Here is a 19,623-nt window from a genome sequence, read left to right on the forward strand (position 1 = left end):
AATTATAACCTTAGAATTTAACATTTACTCCAAAGCTGATCGTACGTGTGAGCGGATATGTACTTAGGTCTATACCATTAGCTCCAACTTCCGGATCGAATCCTGAATATTTTGTGAAAGTATAGAGATTCTGGCATGACATGTACATGCGTACTGTTTGTAAATAAGCTTTCTTTGAGATTGCTTGCGGCAATGTATATCCTAATGTCAGGTTTTTAATTCTTAGATAAGAACCGTCTTCAACAAACCGGTCGGAATGGCGTGCATTCTTATTCGGGTCGCTGTATACAGCCCTTGGTACTGAATTACTGGTCCCTTCCCCTGTCCATCTGTCCAATACTTTAGCTGTTTGATTTTGAGGTACAGCCATTCCTTCCTGCCAGATACGGTTTGCATTGTAAATATCATTACCGGCTACTCCCTGCAGGAATATTTGCAAATCGAAGTTTTTGTAAGCAAAACTGTTATTCATCGAGAATGACCATTCCGGAGTCGGATTACCTATGTATGTACGGTCATTATCATTTATGACCCCATTATTGTCCAGATCACTGAAGCGGATGTCCCCCGGTGCTGTTCCTCCCGGAACTTGTATGGAGGCGTTGTTAACCTGATCCCAATTCTGAAACAAACCATTTGTTACATAGCCGTAGAATGAATTGATTGGATTGCCTTCTGCATTTACCAATACTTTCGTCATATTAATATCATCTCCGGTAAATAAAGGTACACCATCATTCATGCTGATGACTTTGTTTTTATTGTAAGAGACATTCAAATCTGTGTTCCATTCCAGTTCTCCGGTCAGGTTGCGGGAAGATATGGTTAATTCCCATCCTGTATTCCGCACTTTTCCGGCATTAATACTTGGTACATAGATATCCGAATATCCTGTTGTGATAGGCACTGCCATCGGCACCAGCATATCGGTCGTGTTTTTGATATATCCGTCTAATGACAGGTTAATACGCTGGTCGATCAGTGAAAGGTCAATCCCTGCATTCCATTGTTTTACGGTCTCCCATTTAACATCCGGATTTGGCATTACAAGCGGGTATAGTGTCGATACAGGCGTTCCGTTAAATACATATTGTCCTGTTTTTAGTTTAGTAAAATAGGCATACTCATTTATACCCCATTGATTTCCCGTAACTCCGTAACCCGCTCTTACCTTTATATCGTTTACCCATTTATTCTTCTGATAAAAAGCTTCTTCCGACAGACGCCATGCTGCTGCAACGGAAGGAAAGGTTCCCCAACGATTATCTTTTGAGAAACGAGAAGAGCCATCGCGACGGACAGTTAATGTCAGCAAATATTTATCAGTATAGTTATAGTTTACCCTGCCCATGAATGAAAGTAGTGCCCAGTCATTCTTTGTTCCACCGACTGTCGGTTGGTTCAAACCGTTAGATAACTGGTTATTCTTGTCGCTCAGAAAGCCTTGTACACTGGCATTCATCTTATTGTATACATTATTTTGGGCACTCGAGCCAATCATCACGTTCAGGTGGTGATTTTCATTGAAGGTATCTATATAGGTAAGGGTATTATCCCAAAGGTAAGTGAGGCTTTTGTTAGACTCTTCGTAGCGGTATGATTCGGGTTGGGAAATCGGTTTCCAATCGTATTTAGGACTAAAGTTTTCCTTGTCCCAGAACTTAAAATCTATACCACCCAGCGTTTTGAAAGTAACTTTATCGAAGAAATTGATCTCGGCAAAAATATTTCCCAGCAAATTATAGCCTTTGGTGCTCTGGCTATTGACTTTTGCATTTCCTAACGGATTCTTAATATCTCCATACCAATATGCAGGATTGCCCGGGCCGGAATAAGTTCCGTCTTCATTGTAAACCGGTTGTGTAGGTTGTGCGGCCATCGCATCGCGAATACTGTAGCTTCCCTGCTTCTTGGCATCATGACTTAATGTAACATTATTACCTAATTTAAGCCAGGGTTTTACTTTCGACTCCCCATTGAATTGTACAGTATACCGCTTATAAGAGGTATCAGTAACAATCCCCTCCTGATCCAGAATCCCTGCCGATACATAATAGTTACTCTTATCTGTGCCGCCGGAATAAGATACGGAGTAATTTTGGATCATACTTGTCCGAAACAATTCGTCTATCCAATCTGTACCTTTTCCCAATGTTGTCGGATCAGCAAAATCAGGTCTTTGCATCAGGTTCTCCGTCCCGCTATAATTTGCTATCATGTCATTGTGGTAGGACGCAAATTGGCTTGCATTTAGCATATCAGGCATGCTGGTTGCATCCTGTATGCCCCAATTGGCGCTGAATGATACAACGCCATCACCGGATTTCCCTTTTTTGGTCGTAATAATAACGACCCCATTTGCACCTCTTGATCCGTAAATAGCTGTTGCCGAGGCATCTTTCAATACGTCGACTGTTTGCACATCATCCATATTGAGGGCGTTTAAAGAAAGGTCTGTCGGTACGCCATCTATTACTAATAACGGTTCACTGTTATTAATGGTACTTATTCCCCTTATACGGATAGAAACATTACTACCCGGTGCACCTGAATTTATAATCTGAACACCGGAAGCCCTTCCCTGCAAGGCTTCTCCGATATTGGCGACGGGTTTATCCTGCATCGATTTTGAATCGATGGAAGAAACTGCTCCGGTTAAGTCTCTTTTTCTCATTACACCATAACCTACTACAACAATTTCATCCAGCATTTCTGTATTTTCTTTCAGGGTAATTTGCAGGTTGGATTTGCCTGTTACCGGGATTTCCTGCGCTAAAAAACCCACATAAGATATGGCCAGAATATCATTCTCATTTACATTCAGAGAGAATTTACCATCTATATCCGTAATTGTGCCATTGGTGGTACCTTTTACTGCAACGGATGCCCCGATGATGCTTTCTCCTTTTTCATCGAGGATTGTTCCTGTAATTGTTTTTTTGTTTTGAGCAGATAGGTGAAGTGTAAAAAATAAAGTCAGAATAAGTAAACTTATTCTACTAACATATGCCCATTTCTTTTTTTGATCTTTTCTCATGGTCTATACGATTTATGAATTTTTCTTGTTTATGGTTAACATAGTTTCTTCAGTTTTGGAGACTGAAAATGGACCTAACCTCTTACATGCAAAAATATAAGCAGTTATTAAGTAAAGAAAATTCACATGGATAAAATATAGATAGTATAAATTATTAAATATGTGAATAGTAGGTATTTAAATATTTAAAAGGAGTTGAAAAATATGGATGTGGTATGTCTTAATTTTTCTTTATTATGCCTATTTTCATTACCATAGATTCAAATTCTTCGCGAGGCACGGCGGCTTTATTCCGAACTCTGGTGCGATAGCTATAAATGGTATTTGCTGAATAGTGTAAAAAGCTTGCAATTTTAGAACTGTCGGTTATTCCCAGTCTTATTAATGCAAATATACGAAGTTCTACGTTCAATAGTTCGTTTGGTTTTAATATAAATTGTCCGTCTCTCACCAATAGGGAGTTAAATTCCTCAACAAAGTTAGGGTATAAATGTAAAAATATATTGTCAAAGTTTTCATAAAGCTCTTTCAATTCATTATCAATCATCTCTCTGGATTTTAATATCTTGTATAATTCATCCAGCTTCTTCTCCACCGCTTTTTTATTGAGTGTATTTTGATACTTTTCGAGTTTATTAATGTATGTCGAGCATAAATCAAGGAAATGTCCTATATATGCTTCCTTGATTTGGTTTGCTTCTGACAGTTCATTATTTACATCTGAGAGTTCTTTGTTTACGTCATTGAGTTGATTAATCGTGGATTGTAGATCGATGTTGAGTTCATTCAGTTTTACGTTAGTGTGGTAGAGTTCCTTGCGTATACGGGCAACTCTCTTCATTTGCCTGTACACATATATTATTGCCATAATCAGAAATATAGATAATATACTGACAAGAATGAGGAATAGTTGCAGTTCCGATTTTTGCTTGTTCACGTTTTCCTGATAGGCAGAGTCTATAATCGGGAATATCTGAGAAACTTCATATGTTCTCAATCGTGCATTGCAGAACATTGCATCTTCCATCGACGATTTAATGCAATCATAAGCTCTTTCTACTTCACCTGTTTCGTATAAGACAGAAGCTAAAGCCTGCATGGATGCGTTCTCTTTGATTGCATTTTTTATATCACAGATAGCGGATATAGCATAATAGTGTTTTTGTAGACCAATGCTTCCCTCTTTTTTGTAAATGTTTGCAAGTGCATACGCAAGTACAGCCTTTTCATGAGTGTCGGATTTCGTCTGGTTTAAAAGCTCCTGTAGTATTTGTCGGGCTTCTGTTAACTTGTTCTCATCATACAGTTTTTCAGCATATACTATTTTATAGTGATTGGATTTTTTATCCAGAACATTGAGTAATGAATCCCGATATAATTTACTCTTCTCTACATATATGCGAGTATAGAGGTTATTATTTGAATAATAGTTATATAATTGTTTATAACAATCGTAATACTTAATTAATAACCAGTCGGGAAGATTCTTGTTATTTATTGATTTAAGAATATCGATTGCTTCTATGTACATTCCTGCAACGATATATAATGATACTAGGTCTAATTGAGATTCGTAAGTCCATACCGGACGATTTAGTTTTTTTGCTATAGCGGTATTTTCCCTTGCATAATAAATTGCAGAATCTGATATATAAGTTTTGTATTCATTATAGAGTTTAAGATTAATGTCATATCGCTGTTCCGATGTAATATTGGGCGTTTTGAGCATTTTCTTTATTTCGGATATTCCATCTTCTTTTTCTGCCATGTATACCTCTTTATGTTCTACCAGTTTATAAAGGGAAATAAGTATTGTATCTTGTGATATTTTTGAAAAAACATCACTAATGAAAAATAATAGTATAATGAGGGAAAGTATTTTTTTCATCGATAGCATAGGACTTTAAGCAAAGTTAGTAAAATATATCTTTGTATAGTAGAGTGAATTATTGATTTATGAGTTTTTATCTTTCATTTCAGAAATCGGGTATTCCACTTCATATAATGAGGCCAATTTGATTATACAGGAGAAGGGATAATTCAGATTCTTTTGACGGGATATTCCGAATGATTTTTACAAAATCAATTGTTTCTTGTCCAGGAACGCTTTATTGTATTTTTCCATTATTGTAATATTGACGTTGAATTACGGATAATAATGAGGTGAAATGAAATAAAATTAAAAAAAAAGATATTTTAGCTAATATGGAAGGTTGGTTCTAAGTATTTGTATATAATGTTTTTATCATTATTTTATATGAAAACAGGAGTAGCAACTCTTTTTATGACATACATTTTTTAGAAGTATAAATTTGGATAATAAATATTTTCTACTACCTTTGCACTCGCTTTAGTAAAGCAACAGGGAGATTCCGTAGCTCAGCAGGTAGAGCACATCACTTTTAATGATGGGGTCCTGGGTTCGAGCCCCAGCGGGATCACTAGCAAATGACGCAAAAAGAAGTAAAGCCTTGATTTTCAGTAGAAAGTCAAGGCTTTTTCTTTTGTCCAAATAGGCAAAAAAGGGCAATTTACGACAGTATATACATGCCTAAATCGTGGACAAGCAAGCGTGCGAAAAATGGTCCACGATTTTGAGAATTAGTCATTATTTGTCAGCAACTTACCTTATGACTACTTGATGGTTTAAACGTAATTTTAACCACAAAAAAAGTAGTAAAATGAAACAAAAATCCTTCCATGTTTTATTCTTTCTCAAAAAGAATAAAATCAAAGCAAACGGAGAAGCCCCAATCTCAATGAGAATCACGGTAGACAGACAGTTTTGTGAAATGTTTATCCGAAGAAGTACACTTGTCGAGAATTGGGATCAGACCAAAGGGAAACTAAAAACCAAAGACAAGCTATCAACCGAGATCAATATGTATATTGATACGGTCAGAACTAAAATTCAGAATATCCACAGGCAACTCGAAGCCGACAACCTCGAAATATCTGCAAAAGAGATCTGTAACCGCTTTTGTGGTGTTGAAGATAAACACAAAACCTTACTTGACGTTTTCGAGGAACATAATAAAGAAATCAAACTGTTAGAAGGTAAGGGTTATGCACAAAAGACAATTATCCGCTTCGAGGGTACAGTCCGATATTTGAAGGAGTTCTTAAAGAAAGAGTATAAGAAGTCCGATATCAATCTGAAGGATATTGATCTACCCTTCATTCAAAAATTCGATACCTTTTTAAAGACCGAGAAGAACTGCGCCCAAAACACCGCTATCACCCGATTGAAGCAGGTAAAGAAAATTATGCGTATTGCTTATTCTAATGACTGGATTCAGAAAGACCCTTTTATGACTTACCGATTCAAGTTCGAGGAAACTAATATCGAATTCCTGACACAGGAAGAATTGAACTCCATTATCCAGAAGGATTTTTCTATTGAAAGACTAAGTACGGTCAAAGATATTTTTCTCTTCCAGTGCTTTACAGGATTGGCATTTTCGGATATTGAGCAATTAAAGTCTGAGCATTTAGTAAAGGATAATAACGGCTCATTATGGATTCGCAAGAATAGGCAGAAGACTAACAATATGTGCAATATTCCTCTGATAACGGCAGCTAAAATGTTAATAGACAAATATGCAGATCATCCTGAGTGTATTGAGAAGAATGTATTATTTCCTGTACCTACCAATCAACGGATGAATTCCTATTTGAAGGAGATTGCTGATTCATGCGGAATTACGAAGAAGCTTAGCACGCATGTAGCCCGACATACAGCGGCTACAATTGTATTTTTAGCCAATAAAGTATCGTTGGAAAATGTAGCTAAGATATTGGGGCATTCAAATGTTCGTACGACTCAGCATTATGCAAAAGTGTTGGATAGCTCTATTATGAGAGATATTCAAGAAGTGGATAAGAAATTCTCTCTCTAAGTCTCTTTTCTTTCATCTGAACACAAATGTATTATAAGAGAATAATTTAATCAAGGTCAAGCCCTTCGGGTTCACTCAAAGAATCTTCCTTTTTTCAAAAGCGTATTCTTTGGTAAAACCTTGCTTTTATTATTCTCTTTTTAAATGGGGTGTTTATCAGTTAAAAAAAAAGTTTCATAAAAATCTATGTAATGAAACCAATCTTTGATTTGGGTATGTAAATCCGAGTTTCAGCTACTTATTCAAAATATATCCAAAATATCTTTGCCATGTAATAACTAAAAATCAAAAAAATGGATAATAAAAAGGTATGGTTTATAACCGGAGCGTCAAAAGGAATAGGATTGTCGTTAGTGAAAGCATTATTGGCTCAAAACTATGCTGTTGCTGCCACTTCCAGGACTATTCAATCCTTAAAAGAACAAGTTGGCGAAAAAGCTAATTTTCTTCCATTGGAAGTAAATCTAGTAGATGAAACTAGTGTTAAAGATGCTATAAACAAAACGATTGATCATTTCGGAAGGATTGATGTAGTTGTTAATAATGCCGGATATGGTCAATTGGGAACGATTGAAGAGTTAACTGATGAAGAAACCCGAAAGAATTTTGATATCAATGTTTTCGGATCGTTGAATGTTATTCGACATGTAATGCCATTTATGCGTATGAAGAAGTCTGGACACATCATTAATATATCTTCTATTGGTGGATTTACTGGTGCATATGCTGGTGTTGGAATCTATTGTGCTACCAAATTTGCTGTTGCGGGATTAACTGAAGCCTTATCAGCAGAAGCTAAAGAATTTGGTATTTCGGTAACAGTGGTTTATCCGGGTGTATTTCGCACTAATTTTTTGGAGCAAGATTCAATTAGTTTACCAAAAAAATCAATTGTAGAATATACAGAGGGACGAAAAGTTGAATCTTTTCATATTAATGAACTGAATGGAAATCAGCAAGGAAATCCTGAAAAAGCAGCAGTAGCTTTTATCAAAATAACAGAAACAGCTAATCCTCCTTTACACCTTTTCTTGGGTAGTGATGCTTTCAAACAAGCTCAAGGCAAAATTGAAGTAGTAGAAAAGGCATTGAATGACAATGAAACTCTTAGCAGATCAACAGATTTTTAACTATAAAAAAGCCGTATTACAGGTAATAGGTAGTACGGTTTTTTCATACTTTTACAAGTAATATGGAGAACAAGAAAATACATATCTGTAACACTATTACTGAGTTTCACAAAATGTGTAATCTCCCGAAACCCGAACATCCTTTAATCAGTCTGGTTGATTATGGGTTAGTGGAATATCAGACAGATGGAAATGAAATTAGTTGGATACAATATTTTTATTCTGTTGGTTTAAAACGCGATATTCAAGGAAAGTTCAGGTACGGACAATTGCCATACGACTTTGATGAAGGAGTGGTTGCATTTGTGGCTCCAGGTCAGTTAGTAAATATTATTGTTGAAGAATCTGAAATAAAGCCATCTGGATGGGTTCTATTAATCCATCCGGATTTCTTATGGAATACATCTTTGGCAAAGAATATCAAAAAATATGATTTCTTTGGTTATAAAGTCAATGAAGCATTATTCGTTTCAGAGAAAGAAGAGAATATTCTTTCCGACCTTATACATAATATCCGTCGTGAATATCATTCCAATATTGATAACTTCACTCAGAGTATTATTATTTCTCAAATAGAATTATTACTCAACTATTTTGAACGTTTTTACCGTAGACAATTTATCACACGAAGAAAAGGAAATCATCAAATTCTGGAAAAATTAGAAATAATCTTGGATGAATATTTCTCTGAAAATTTGGTGAATAAAGGGTTACCTACCGCCCATTATTTAGCAGAGAAGTTGAATATTTCTCCCAATTACTTAGGGACCTTGCTCAAATCTTTAACAAGTATGACAACACAACAACACATCCATGAAAAGTTGATTGCTCAAGCTAAAGAAAAGCTATCCACTTCAACTCTTTCGGTTAGTGAAATTGCATATGAATTAGGATTTGAACAACCACAATCTTTTAGCAGGTTCTTTAAATCAAAAACACAGCAATCGCCACTTGAGTTTAGAGCAAGTTTTAACTGAACAATGTCATCTCTTTTCAATAATAATCTACAAAAATATGATGTTAAAAAAAATATCTATTCATAATAAAACATCCCACCAATGTCGCCAATTGGAACCGGAGATTTTAATGTTTTCTGTTTGGAAGATAGTATTGGAGGCACATTGCTAGCAGCTTACTCTCGCTATGATTTTTTTAAATAATGCTGATTCGGGGAACACATCGCTGCCATTATGCAGATAAAAGTATAAATATCAATGGCAGCACACTTTTTTTTAAATCCGACCATTCCATATAAGTTTGAACGACTAGAAGACTGCCCTACTGGCTTTTTTTGTGTTTTTAAAGAATCTTTCTTTACAGATAGCTATAGAAACGGGATCCATGACCTTCCTTTGTTTATTTCTGGAAGAAAACCGATATATCATTTAGACCAAAGTCAAGATCAGGAAATTGTTGACCTCTATCAGAAGATGCTAAACGAAATTAATAATAATTATCGTTATAAGTACGATCTATACCGAACTTAAGTTCTTCAAATAAATAGGGATAGAGACTTATTTATTAAAGTAGTTTAATTTTATTCTCCTCTTCATTTAATAATTTTGTGTTATAATTAAATACATACAATAATGAATACAGTAGAAGAAATGATAACGCAATATGTTATCGCTTGGAACCAAAAAGATTTAGCATCTTACAAAAGAGAATTCTCTAAAATTTGGGCAGAAGAAGCTGAATATATAGATCAATTTGGTCATTATAATAATGTTGAAGAATTGGCTACGTTTGCCTATGAATCACTCAAGATTATTCCTGACCGGGTTTTTGAAATACACAAAAAAGCCGAGCATCATCATAATTATGGTAAGTATGAATGGAAAGCTACTTTTGGCGGAGGTGTAAATATTGGAGTAGACTTCTTTGAATACGATGATAATTTTAAAATAACCAAACTGGTTAGTTTTTTTTCTCTTCCGGAAGATTATCCAGTAGAGAAATTAGGATTAAACTAATTTAGATTGTATACCAATATATTTTTCGTCTATATAAATAAAGAAATATGAGAACAGTATTAATAACAGGTGCAAATAAAGGAATTGGTTTTGAAACGGCAAAGCAAATGGCAGCCTTAGGTTATTTTGTGTATCTGGGAAGTAGAAATAAAGAGAAGGGAGAGAAAGCTGTGTTAGCTTTACATGAACTGGGATTTTTTAATATTGCACCTTTACATATCGATATAGCAGATAGCACATCAATAAAAGCAGCAAAAGCTGAATTGGAAAAGAAAGTTGAATCGTTGGATATACTTATTAATAATGCAGGAATTCTTGGTACCATGCCACAAGAACCATCTACGACAAGTATTGAAAATTATAAAGATGTTTTTCAAACCAATGTATTTGGAACTATTGAAGTGACACAACAATTTTTAGATCTTTTGAGAAAATCAGAATCCCCAAGAATAGTCAATGTTTCAAGTGAAGTCGGTTCTTTAATGGAAAATAGTGATCCTAATTGGATAAAGTACGATTCCGTGAAACCGTTTTTTGCTGTTTACGGAGCATCCAAATCTGCTATCAATGCATATACTATAGCACTAGCTTATGAATTAAGAAATACAAATTTTAAAGTGAATAGTGTTACTCCGGGGCATACGGCTACAGATTTCAACAATTACAAAGGCTTTAAAACAGTTGAAGAAGGTGCTCAACCAATAGTTCAATGTGCTATACTCCCAGATAAAGGAGCAACCGGAAAGTTTTATAGTGCGGAAGGAGAAGTTAAATGGTAAAGCCAATTAATCTATACAGATTTTTTATGACCAAACGATTTACTGAAATTTCAGCTTCTTTGCTTTCTTATATTACTTAAAAACACGGTCGTTATACCAAGATATGAAGCAATGTGTTTTTGTGAGATTCTTAACTCTAAAGTCGGATATTGTCTTTTAAAGAACTTATAGCGATCTTTTGCAGGTGCTGAAAGAACTAAGGACAAGCGACGTTGATATAACCCGAAAGCATTCTGAAACAGAATTCTAAAAAATCGCTCAAGCTTAGGGACTGAATGGAATAATTCTTCCAAATCATGATGATGAATCCCTAAAAGTAGACTATCTTCTAATGCTTCTATGGAAAATCGGGAAGCTTTACCATTCGTAAAACTATAAATATCACAAGCCCACCAATTTTCAGGGGCAAACAGCACATTTGTTTCTTTACCTGAGTCATCGGTTGAAAAAACTCTTAAACATCCTTTTTCCACAAAATAAAGCATGCGAGAATACCCTTTCTCCTGAAGAAGGAAATGATTCTTGGCGATTATTGTCTTTTGCACTTTAGCCGAAACCAAATCTAATTCTTCTGGCGAAAGGTTCACATGTCGTGCTAAATTTTTAAAAAGACTATTATACATTGTTTTATTTATGATAAGAAGATACCAGATTACTATTTGATAATAGTTTAACGAGCCAAAGAAATAGAATGGGTAATATCTCAGATTTGAGATCAGGACTTTGGACTACCCAGTTTTTCATTGTTTCAAATGACTCTATCACAAAGATAGAATTTCTTTTTTAATACAAATTCTATTGGAATTTTTCTCGTAGAATTTTTCTACGAAAAAAACTATGACTTCTGGTAAACCTATTGTTTTGATAATAAAAAACGGTATTTGATATAGTATCAAATATCATTCAGCATACAGGGTTGATACCTTGATAGATAACTCGATTTATTAATTATTAAAACGTATGCTTATGAATAATTTATTAGGGATGAAGATGTTCAAGCTACTATCTGAAGCTTCGCAGCAAGTAAGAAACCATGAAATTCAAGATGCCTATAGAGACTTTACCGAAAAAATAAAAACAACGATCAGTAAATCTGAAATAGACTATTCTACTGTCTTTCGGATGCTGAATATTACTCGCATTGAATTAGGCTTTTTAAACTCAACTCTACAATACGAGCAGGGGGAAAAATGCCTTGAAAAATCTCTATTTGCAGAAAGCTATTTCTGTTATTGATTCTGAGCTTGTATTACTGGAGACAAGATTCACCCATCCTGAACGATTTGTAAAAGAGCAGACATTTAAATCCGATCTGCATATAATCCCTAAGTCAAAAGATTTAGGGATTGTAGCATTGGCAGAGATTGTTGAAAGTCTCTATCTAAGTCAGGAAGTATTTAACAATGAAGGTAAGCCAGCAAGTAAAAGTCAGATTGGAAATAAATTCGAATTGATCTTCAATGTTTCTTTTGGAGATATCTCAGACAAGACGAGTGAAATATACAAACGAAAACCATTCAACCGAACCAAAGCTCTTGATTTCCTTCGCAATATGATAATTCGCAAGGACAAAGAAATAAGATGAAAAATAATGCATTTATAACAAAATGTATACGAGTGTATTGCAGCTTGTTGTTAGAGGGGTAGTTAACTATCCCTCTATTTTTCTGTCTCCGATTGTCAGTTCTTTGCTTTACCAATCGATTGGAATTAATCAATTATTAATTTCAAAAACAAAGAATTATGTATTTAGACAATGAAGACTTCCTATCATGGATGGAGAAACTATTCAAGAAGCTTACAATTATAGGCAGTGATCTTAAAGCAATGATGGCTACAGGAGAAACATTTAACAATGAAGATAAGTTACTAGATAATCAAGATCTCGCCTTTCTTCTCAAAGTATCATATCGAACACTCCAAAGATATCGGGATAGCGGACAACTTCGATATTTCCTTGTTAGAAGAAAAACTTTCTATCGTATGGCAGATGTGAAAGATTTTATTCAATCCTATGCCTCGAAGAAAGAGATAGTGATGTTCAACAAAGGTATAGAAGATGGTAATACCTTGAAATGATTCTGCATCTATTAATCTAAGCAGAATGAAGCAAAAGGGTGAGGGCTGTGTTTAGTCCATCACCCTCCCTAAAGGCTCCGCATTTAGCAGAAACACCCTCGCTCAACCGCTTCGGATTGTTTAGCTAAATTGAGCAAGAGGGAACTGGACTATCGTCCTGTTCTCCTCTTGCCCTTCGGGGCAAAGCCTTCGGCTTTAGTGCTTTATAAAAAAGCACTGTTATAACACTTGCTATAACTGTAATTGATAGACAATTCTATTTGAGCAAGTTAGATATATAAATAACTATAAAATAGTTATAACAATGGAAAAACAGAATAGAAAAACCATCTTCACCACCATAGCGATAGATAAGGTAACGGACAAAATAATAGAAAAACTCTGTAAACGCTATTCGCTGAAAAAAGGAGAAATTACAAAGCTTGCCTTTCTGTATTTGGATAAAGCAAATATCAACCCAAGCGAAGTTCCCGAATCGACAAAAGCAGAACTAAGGAAGATCAATAAACGGCAGGATGATATTATTCGTTTTATCCGGCACTATGAAGAAGAGCAACTCAATCCGATGATACGCACAAGTAATTCAATCGCCACAAGATTTGATCAGATTGTCAAGTCGATGGAAGATATTATCCTTTCACATCTTAAAGCCAATCAGGAAGGACAGAGCAATCTGCTAAGGATGTTAAGCGAAAAGTTTACAGGGCATGCAGATGCTATTAATAATCAGGCAAAACAGCTATCGGCAATCTATAAAAATCAGCAGAAGGATAATAAGAAACTACTACAACTTATCAGCCTCTATTCAGAATTAACCACAGCAGGATTGATGGATGGAAAACGAAAAGAAAACCTAAAGGCTGAAATAACCAATCTTATTAACGATCAATAATACCCAAATGAATATAGATTTCCCGCCACCGTCAAATGGAGTATATAACAATGCAGGTAGTTGTAGGCGACTCGCAGCATATCTCGAACATGAAGATTTAGAACGCATGGAGAAAGGTATTTATACAGAAGGCTTCTTCAATCTGACAGAAGAGAATCTATATAAATCACAAGTTGTAAAGGACATAGATAACAACAAAGCTCAACTTCTGAAAACAGATGCTAAGTTTTATGCTATCCATATCAGCCCATCGGCTAAAGAATTACAAGCAATGGGTAACACCGAACAGGAACAAGCCAAATCGATGAGGAAATATATTAGAGAAGTCTTTATTTCTGAGTACGCCAAAAATTTCAATAAAGGATTATCAGCAGAAGACATTAAGTTTTATGGGAAGATACACTTTAATAGAGACAGATCGGAGAACAATGACAATAATATGCATTGCCATATTATTGTCAGTCGTAAAGATCAAGCCAATAAAATCAAACTCTCACCATTAACCAATCATCGAAATACAAAGAAAGGAGTAATCAAGGGCGGTTTCGATAGAACTAATCTATTTCGGCAAGTAGAACAAGGCTTTGATAGCCTATTCAGCTATGACCGACCGATAGATGAAAGCTTTGAGTATTATAATACGATGAAGAATGGAAATATTACAGATCAACTCATAATGCAGAAAAGACAAATTTCTGATGAAAGAAAAAATAAACAGATAATAAATAATCTAGATTTGGGCTTGTCTTCTGTCTTAAGTTTATTTACTCCTAATGTAAAGAAAGAAGAGGAAGAACAACTTACTTTGAAAAGAAAAAAGAAGAAATCGCGACAAAAACACAGTAGATAATTGCATAAAAAGCAGTATTATAAATGCAAATAAAGGAATGCGCAATGAAATAGATCCGTACCGAGCGGTTTAAATACCGGTGTTTGCTTACACATCTTACGTCTGAAATCGTAGCCACCTGAAGGTACAGCTGGAAGGTACTTTATTTATGCGCCAATCTTATATTTATCTGATTATATTATGTTTACAAAGAAAATATCTAGCCTGGGACAGATTTTGTCTGATTCTTATCTCAAATAGCGGTTAAATACAGATACAAACATATCAGGATTAAATCCTCTGATAAAAAACATCTTATCTGTTAAAATATTGTTTTTTAGGACTGTAAGCTATCCACCTCTATTCCATAATCCTTAATCTTCTTCTCTAGAGTATTTATTACACAGCCCAACAACTTTGCTGCCTGTTGTTTGTTTTTAGCTATTTTCAGCACCTTTATAATATGCACCTTTTCAGCTGTCTTTAAATCCAGCTTAAGTTCATCCGCAGGATTTAGCAGCCTTACAGGTAATGTCTCCATTGAAACAACATTATTATTAAAAACATAAAGATTTTCAATTAAATTTTCAACTTCACGGACATTTCCAGGGAATGGATAATTCAATATAAATTGTTCGATATCCTTTTCCATGCACAATTTTTTTGATCTTTTAAACAATTTTCTTTTGGACTCTATGAAAAAATCGACCAATTCTTTTTTCTCTTTTACCCCTCTATCCCGTAAAGGAGGTAAGGTGAGTTCCGTTACAGCAAGGCGATAAAATAAATCCCAGCGGAAATTCCCTTCTGCACATCGCAAAGGGAGATCCCTATTTGTAGCGGCTATAATCCTTACATCAATTTTCTTTTCCTTGGTATCTCCTATTCTGAGAATTCTTTTTTCTTGAATAACCCGTAACAATAACTGTTGCATATAAGGTGAAATATCCCCAATCTCATCTAAAAAAACAGTTCCACCTTGTGCTTCTTCCAATAAGCCTTTATGATCTGCAACTGCACCGGTAAAAGCCCCTTTCATATGCCCAAATAATCTCGATTCAAGAAGCTCATCCGTAAAAGCAGAACAATTTATAGCAATAAATGGCTTGTGATTTCTTGCTGAGTTCCTATGTATATAATTTGCCAAATGCTCTTTGCCAGAACCACTCTCACCTCCAATCAAAGTAGTTACCTGATCTGCTTTCGCAATCATCTCTGCTTTCCAGTAAATTGGTTTTAGGGAATCTGTTATAAGGTAATCTTCTTTATGATATACAACACTCTCTTCCTTAATTATACTCCCCCCCGGAATTGTCGATTTTACAACCTGCATATCCAGTAATTCTGCCTTGCCAGTTTTAGAATGCTCTTTGGGGCGTACTTGAAACATTCTTGTATTAAACAGATTTGACTCATGAATCAGATACCACGAAATCTGCATAGCAGAAGTGCCGGGAGAAAAGAAAATGTTGATCTCGTCATCCTTATACTCCCTCATAAGCAAGCCTTCTACTTTACTTTTTATTAACGGTATATTTATAACATCCGTAACATCCAGATACTGGTTTTCAATAGTGCGCTCAGGATATTTTTTGCCTAAAACAGTTCGCAGCTTTTCAATATAAGGATCCGGTTTATCACCTTTCTCGGATGATAAAATAACATGCTTGTCATGATCAAAGAAGTCTTTGTGAAAATTAAAGGTCGGTCCATTTTCATTGATACCGCTAATTTGTCTTGTTTCCGGATTTCTCGTAAAATCATGCATTGTAGCAATCCATGAAATCAATATTTTCATATCATTTTTTGATAATTATAAATCAAATATTGATATAATTATCAAAAAAAACAAACTAAAATCAATTAAATTTCACTTGGCATACAATTTGCACTAAGAAAAACAAATCAACGAGAAAGGAGATGTGTAAAAATCATAAAGAAAAAAACAGTACAAAGAGACGAGAGAACAGGGAAATTCATAGCGAAGCGTTATGCAGGCAAGTATCCCAAAATAACTGTCAAAGAAACAGTAAAAAAATCTAAATAAATAACCGGAATATCCGCAGAAGATAGTTCCATTTTTTTAACAGTAAATTTTTTAGAATATGGCAATAATAATTACCTACGACATTCCCTCCAAACATCGGGAATTCAAAGAAAAGATGTTCGAATTGGGTTACAAACAGGTTCTCAAAGACCAAAAAGGACTTGATGTGCACTTACCAAACACAACTCTTACACATCAAACTAAGACGGCGGTACAAGGAAAAGATGATGCCAAAAGGATGTGCTCAATCTTAAATATATCGCTTGAAAGATGTATATCGAGTCAATTTGGACCAGACTGGGCAGCTATTTATGGGACACCATTAAAATAACAGCTATATGGAGAAAAATAAAAAATTCAAAATACTCTCTATTGACGGAGGCGGGATAAGAGGCCTTATCCCTGCCAAAGTTCTGGCCGAGCTAGAAGAAGAATTGCAAAAGGAAGAACCAGACAAACCACTGCATGAACATTTTGATCTTATCTGCGGCACCTCAACAGGAGCCATCCTTGCAATAGGCCTTGCATTAGGCATACCAGCAAAAGAACTGGCAAAATTCTATGAAGATCATGCAAAAATCATCTTCCCAAGATTTGTCTTTCGCTTTCTGCCCCGTAAGAGCAGAGCTTTCTTTAATGCGATCTACAGTAACAAGCAATTGCTAAAAAAGCTAAAGGAAGTCTATGCAGAAGCAAATGGTGGTCAGGATCCATTAATGAACGACCTTAAAAACAAGGTGTGCATACCTGCATTTAACGGCAACGACGGTGCAATAAACGTGCTGAAAACCAAACATCATTCAGAATACAGAAGAGATTATAAACTCCCAGCATACCATGTAGCAATGTCCAGTGCATCTGCGCCAGTATATTTTCCACCCCATACTTTTTCATTTAAGAACGAGCTTGGAGAAGGAACTAATATCAACATGATCGACGGCGGAATATTCGCGAATAATCCAGCTTTAATTGGCGTATTTGAAGCAACCGATAAGCTTGGTGTGCCTATTGGAGACATAGCACTCTTATCGTTGGGTACAGGTCAGGGAAAACAAATCATAAAACGTTCTTGGCGTCCAAGAAACGTATTTGACTGGCTATTTCCTAATCCTAAGTTAGTGGACTTAGTATTGGACACACAAGCGCAGATCACGGAGCAATACTTACTCTTTCTACAGCGCGCACTGGGCAAAATAGGTAATACATTCAGTCATCTGCGCATCCAGCATGATATGAAAGGCGACAACATTGAACTCAATTCCTCCAAACAAAAACACATAGACCGTATGAAGTCTATCGGTGATGAATTAGCAAAAAACAGATTAACCGAAATTTTAAACTTTTTAAAACAATAACAAAATGGCAAACTGTCACAATTTATTTCAGGAATATCATGGCGATATCTCCATAGGTTCAAAAAAGAACGAGAGAATGAAGAATTCGAAAGAAGGACTTCGTAAAAGAATCACCGCTTGGTTCAAAGAAAACCATCCGGATTATGTACCCTACTTCTATATACAAGGGTCTTATAAAATGAAAAACGGCATCCGCACAGCAGAAGACATCTGTGACCTCGATGATGGTATCTACTTTTTTCGGGAACCTGATGTATCCGCATCAACCCTCAAGGAATGGGTAAGACAAGCCGTCGATGGCTACACGGCTACAGCACCAGAAAATCGCAAAAAATGTGTACGCTCCATTTTTGCCAATGATTATGAAATAGACCATCCGGTTTATTACAAAATAGATGGGCAGGAATACAAAATCGCTGTCAAAGGTGTTGGTTTTGAAAACAGCGACCCGAAAGCCGTAGTAGACTGGTTTGTATCTAAAAAAGATAAAGAGGGTCGGTTAGTACGAAGCATCAAATATCTTAAAGGATGGGCAGACAAGCAGAATTTTAAAATGCCAAGTGGTTTGGCATTGACAATCCTGGCCACTAATGCAAAACAAAAAATTGTACTGAATGAACGGGATGATATCACGACACGTGACATTCTAAAGGAGATCAAAAAAGTACTTAACAATAAATTTGAATGCATAGTCCCTGCTGTACCAAATGATGATTTGCTGGAAAACTATTCAAACAAAGAAAAATTTTTAGAAACACTCGAAAAATTCATAACAGATGCAGATTCCGCAATTCGGGAGACGAACCAAAAAGAAGCCAGCAAACTGTGGCGTAAACATTTCGGAGACAGATTTCCTCTCGGAGAAGATAAACAAGAAAATAATTCACGCAGTTCAGCGGCAGCAGCGGCAGGAGCGGCAGGATCCTATCCATTTGGCTATGAATAACACATACATCCTATTTATAGAAGAAGCCGCAGAAGCTATAAGCCATTTTCCCGACTTGCACATACATAGTCGGGAAGATGCTCTTCCATTCCTGGAAGGCACAATCAATCTGTTCGATAAAAACAGCGTAGCGTATGACGCCTACTCCATACGCATAGAATGCGCTCCCAATTATCCTAAGAGTTTCCCGCTTGTATATGAAACACAAGGAAGATTGCCGCATAATATAGATTGGCATGTGTATAGCGATGGACATTTCTGTCTGTGTACACCCATAGAGGAGTATATTCACTGTGCAAAAGGAGTCACTCTTACAACTTTTATTCAAAATCAGGTTGTCCCTTATTTACACAATCAGAGTTTTAGAGAGAAAGAAGGCTACTTTCTTCATGAAAGATCTCATGGCTTAAAGGGCATCTTAGAGTCTCTATATGATATTCTAAACACCAAAGATTTAATCAAAATCTATTCTTTATTAACGTATATCTATAAAAGTAATCCCCCCTCACGCACCTCAAAATGTTTTTGCGGAAGTGGCAAAAAGTACAGACACTGTCATAGAGAAGCATACCATTCGATAAAAAGCATAGGGCAAGATCAATTGCTTACACTAATCTCAATCCTAAATAACTAATAACCACATACACATAAAGATCA

General features: G+C 35.6%; 18 protein-coding genes and 1 tRNA gene. 15 read left to right on the top strand and 4 right to left on the bottom strand.

Annotated features, from left to right (window positions below):
* Positions 1-10: 10 nt before the first annotated feature.
* Positions 11-3,037 (bottom strand): SusC/RagA family TonB-linked outer membrane protein, encoded by a 3,027-nt coding sequence (locus B3317_RS03190; RefSeq protein ID WP_291108567.1) that lies wholly within the window; start codon positions 3,035-3,037, stop codon positions 11-13.
* Positions 3,038-3,257: 220 nt separating this feature from the next.
* Positions 3,258-4,805: a DUF6377 domain-containing protein gene (locus B3317_RS03195; protein ID WP_291108569.1), complete on the bottom strand. Its 1,548-nt coding sequence runs from the start codon at positions 4,803-4,805 to the stop codon at positions 3,258-3,260.
* A 600-nt stretch (positions 4,806-5,405) separates the two neighbouring features.
* Between B3317_RS03195 and B3317_RS03200 the strand changes: the two genes are divergently transcribed.
* The 6 genes from B3317_RS03200 to B3317_RS03225 all read left to right on the top strand — a co-directional run bounded on the left by B3317_RS03200 (position 5,406) and on the right by B3317_RS03225 (position 10,818).
* Positions 5,406-5,478 (top strand) — tRNA-Lys (locus B3317_RS03200).
* Between the two features lie 240 nt (positions 5,479-5,718).
* Positions 5,719-6,936: a site-specific integrase gene (locus tag B3317_RS03205; protein ID WP_291108571.1), complete on the top strand. Its 1,218-nt coding sequence runs from the start codon at positions 5,719-5,721 to the stop codon at positions 6,934-6,936.
* Positions 6,937-7,229: 293 nt separating this feature from the next.
* Positions 7,230-8,066 (top strand): SDR family NAD(P)-dependent oxidoreductase, encoded by an 837-nt coding sequence (locus B3317_RS03210; RefSeq protein ID WP_291108573.1) that lies wholly within the window; start codon positions 7,230-7,232, stop codon positions 8,064-8,066.
* A 62-nt stretch (positions 8,067-8,128) separates the two neighbouring features.
* Positions 8,129-9,043 (top strand): helix-turn-helix domain-containing protein, encoded by a 915-nt coding sequence (locus tag B3317_RS03215; RefSeq protein ID WP_291108575.1) that lies wholly within the window; start codon positions 8,129-8,131, stop codon positions 9,041-9,043.
* Positions 9,044-9,655: 612 nt separating this feature from the next.
* Positions 9,656-10,039, top strand: a complete 384-nt coding sequence (locus B3317_RS03220; RefSeq protein WP_291108577.1) for a nuclear transport factor 2 family protein — start codon at positions 9,656-9,658, stop codon at positions 10,037-10,039.
* Positions 10,040-10,086: 47 nt separating this feature from the next.
* Positions 10,087-10,818 (top strand): SDR family oxidoreductase, encoded by a 732-nt coding sequence (locus B3317_RS03225; RefSeq protein WP_291108579.1) that lies wholly within the window; start codon positions 10,087-10,089, stop codon positions 10,816-10,818.
* Positions 10,819-10,868: 50 nt separating this feature from the next.
* Here the strand turns inward: B3317_RS03225 and B3317_RS03230 are convergent, their stop codons facing one another.
* A complete protein-coding gene (locus B3317_RS03230) occupies positions 10,869-11,441 on the bottom strand; it encodes a Crp/Fnr family transcriptional regulator (RefSeq protein WP_291108581.1) in 573 nt (190 codons plus the stop codon).
* 343 nt (positions 11,442-11,784) lie between these two features.
* On the opposite strand from B3317_RS03230, the gene B3317_RS03235 reads away from it, so the two are divergent.
* The 5 genes from B3317_RS03235 to B3317_RS03255 all read left to right on the top strand — a co-directional run bounded on the left by B3317_RS03235 (position 11,785) and on the right by B3317_RS03255 (position 14,639).
* A complete protein-coding gene (locus tag B3317_RS03235) occupies positions 11,785-12,054 on the top strand; it encodes a hypothetical protein (RefSeq protein WP_324354306.1) in 270 nt (89 codons plus the stop codon).
* Positions 12,029-12,403 (top strand): RteC domain-containing protein, encoded by a 375-nt coding sequence (locus B3317_RS03240; protein ID WP_291108585.1) that lies wholly within the window; start codon positions 12,029-12,031, stop codon positions 12,401-12,403. The genes B3317_RS03235 and B3317_RS03240 overlap by 26 nt, the downstream gene beginning before the upstream one ends.
* 158 nt (positions 12,404-12,561) lie before the next feature.
* Positions 12,562-12,897 carry a helix-turn-helix domain-containing protein gene (locus B3317_RS03245; protein WP_291108587.1) on the top strand — a complete coding sequence of 112 codons (336 nt, stop codon included), beginning with the start codon at positions 12,562-12,564 and terminating at the stop codon, positions 12,895-12,897.
* A 304-nt stretch (positions 12,898-13,201) separates the two neighbouring features.
* Complete coding sequence (locus B3317_RS03250; RefSeq protein ID WP_291108589.1) at positions 13,202-13,789, top strand: BfmA/BtgA family mobilization protein; 588 nt, start codon at positions 13,202-13,204, stop codon at positions 13,787-13,789.
* A 7-nt stretch (positions 13,790-13,796) separates the two neighbouring features.
* Complete coding sequence (locus B3317_RS03255) at positions 13,797-14,639, top strand: DUF5712 family protein (RefSeq protein WP_291108592.1); 843 nt, start codon at positions 13,797-13,799, stop codon at positions 14,637-14,639.
* Between the two features lie 316 nt (positions 14,640-14,955).
* Here the strand turns inward: B3317_RS03255 and B3317_RS03260 are convergent, their stop codons facing one another.
* Positions 14,956-16,416 (bottom strand): RNA repair transcriptional activator RtcR family protein, encoded by a 1,461-nt coding sequence (locus tag B3317_RS03260; RefSeq protein WP_291108594.1) that lies wholly within the window; start codon positions 16,414-16,416, stop codon positions 14,956-14,958.
* Positions 16,417-16,723: 307 nt separating this feature from the next.
* Here B3317_RS03260 and B3317_RS03265 point away from each other — a divergent pair, with 307 nt between their 5' ends.
* The 4 genes from B3317_RS03265 to B3317_RS18200 are packed head-to-tail and all read left to right on the top strand — an operon-like array spanning position 16,724 to position 19,600.
* Positions 16,724-16,996: a hypothetical protein gene (locus B3317_RS03265; protein WP_291108596.1), complete on the top strand. Its 273-nt coding sequence runs from the start codon at positions 16,724-16,726 to the stop codon at positions 16,994-16,996.
* Positions 16,997-17,003: 7 nt separating this feature from the next.
* A complete protein-coding gene (locus B3317_RS03270; RefSeq protein WP_291108598.1) occupies positions 17,004-18,020 on the top strand; it encodes a CBASS cGAMP-activated phospholipase in 1,017 nt (338 codons plus the stop codon).
* A gap of 4 nt (positions 18,021-18,024) precedes the next feature.
* Entirely contained in the window at positions 18,025-18,966 is a 942-nt protein-coding gene (locus B3317_RS03275) for a cyclic GMP-AMP synthase DncV-like nucleotidyltransferase (RefSeq protein ID WP_291108600.1), read from the top strand.
* The gene (locus B3317_RS18200) at positions 18,959-19,600 is read left to right on the top strand and encodes an SEC-C domain-containing protein (RefSeq protein WP_414647429.1); all 642 of its coding nucleotides are present in this window, start codon (positions 18,959-18,961) and stop codon (positions 19,598-19,600) included. The genes B3317_RS03275 and B3317_RS18200 overlap by 8 nt, the downstream gene beginning before the upstream one ends.
* The last annotated feature ends 23 nt before the right edge of the window (positions 19,601-19,623 follow it).

It is taken from the genome of Dysgonomonas sp. UBA7710 (genome assembly GCF_002482385.1).
Classification (GTDB): Bacteria; Bacteroidota; Bacteroidia; order Bacteroidales; family Dysgonomonadaceae; genus Dysgonomonas.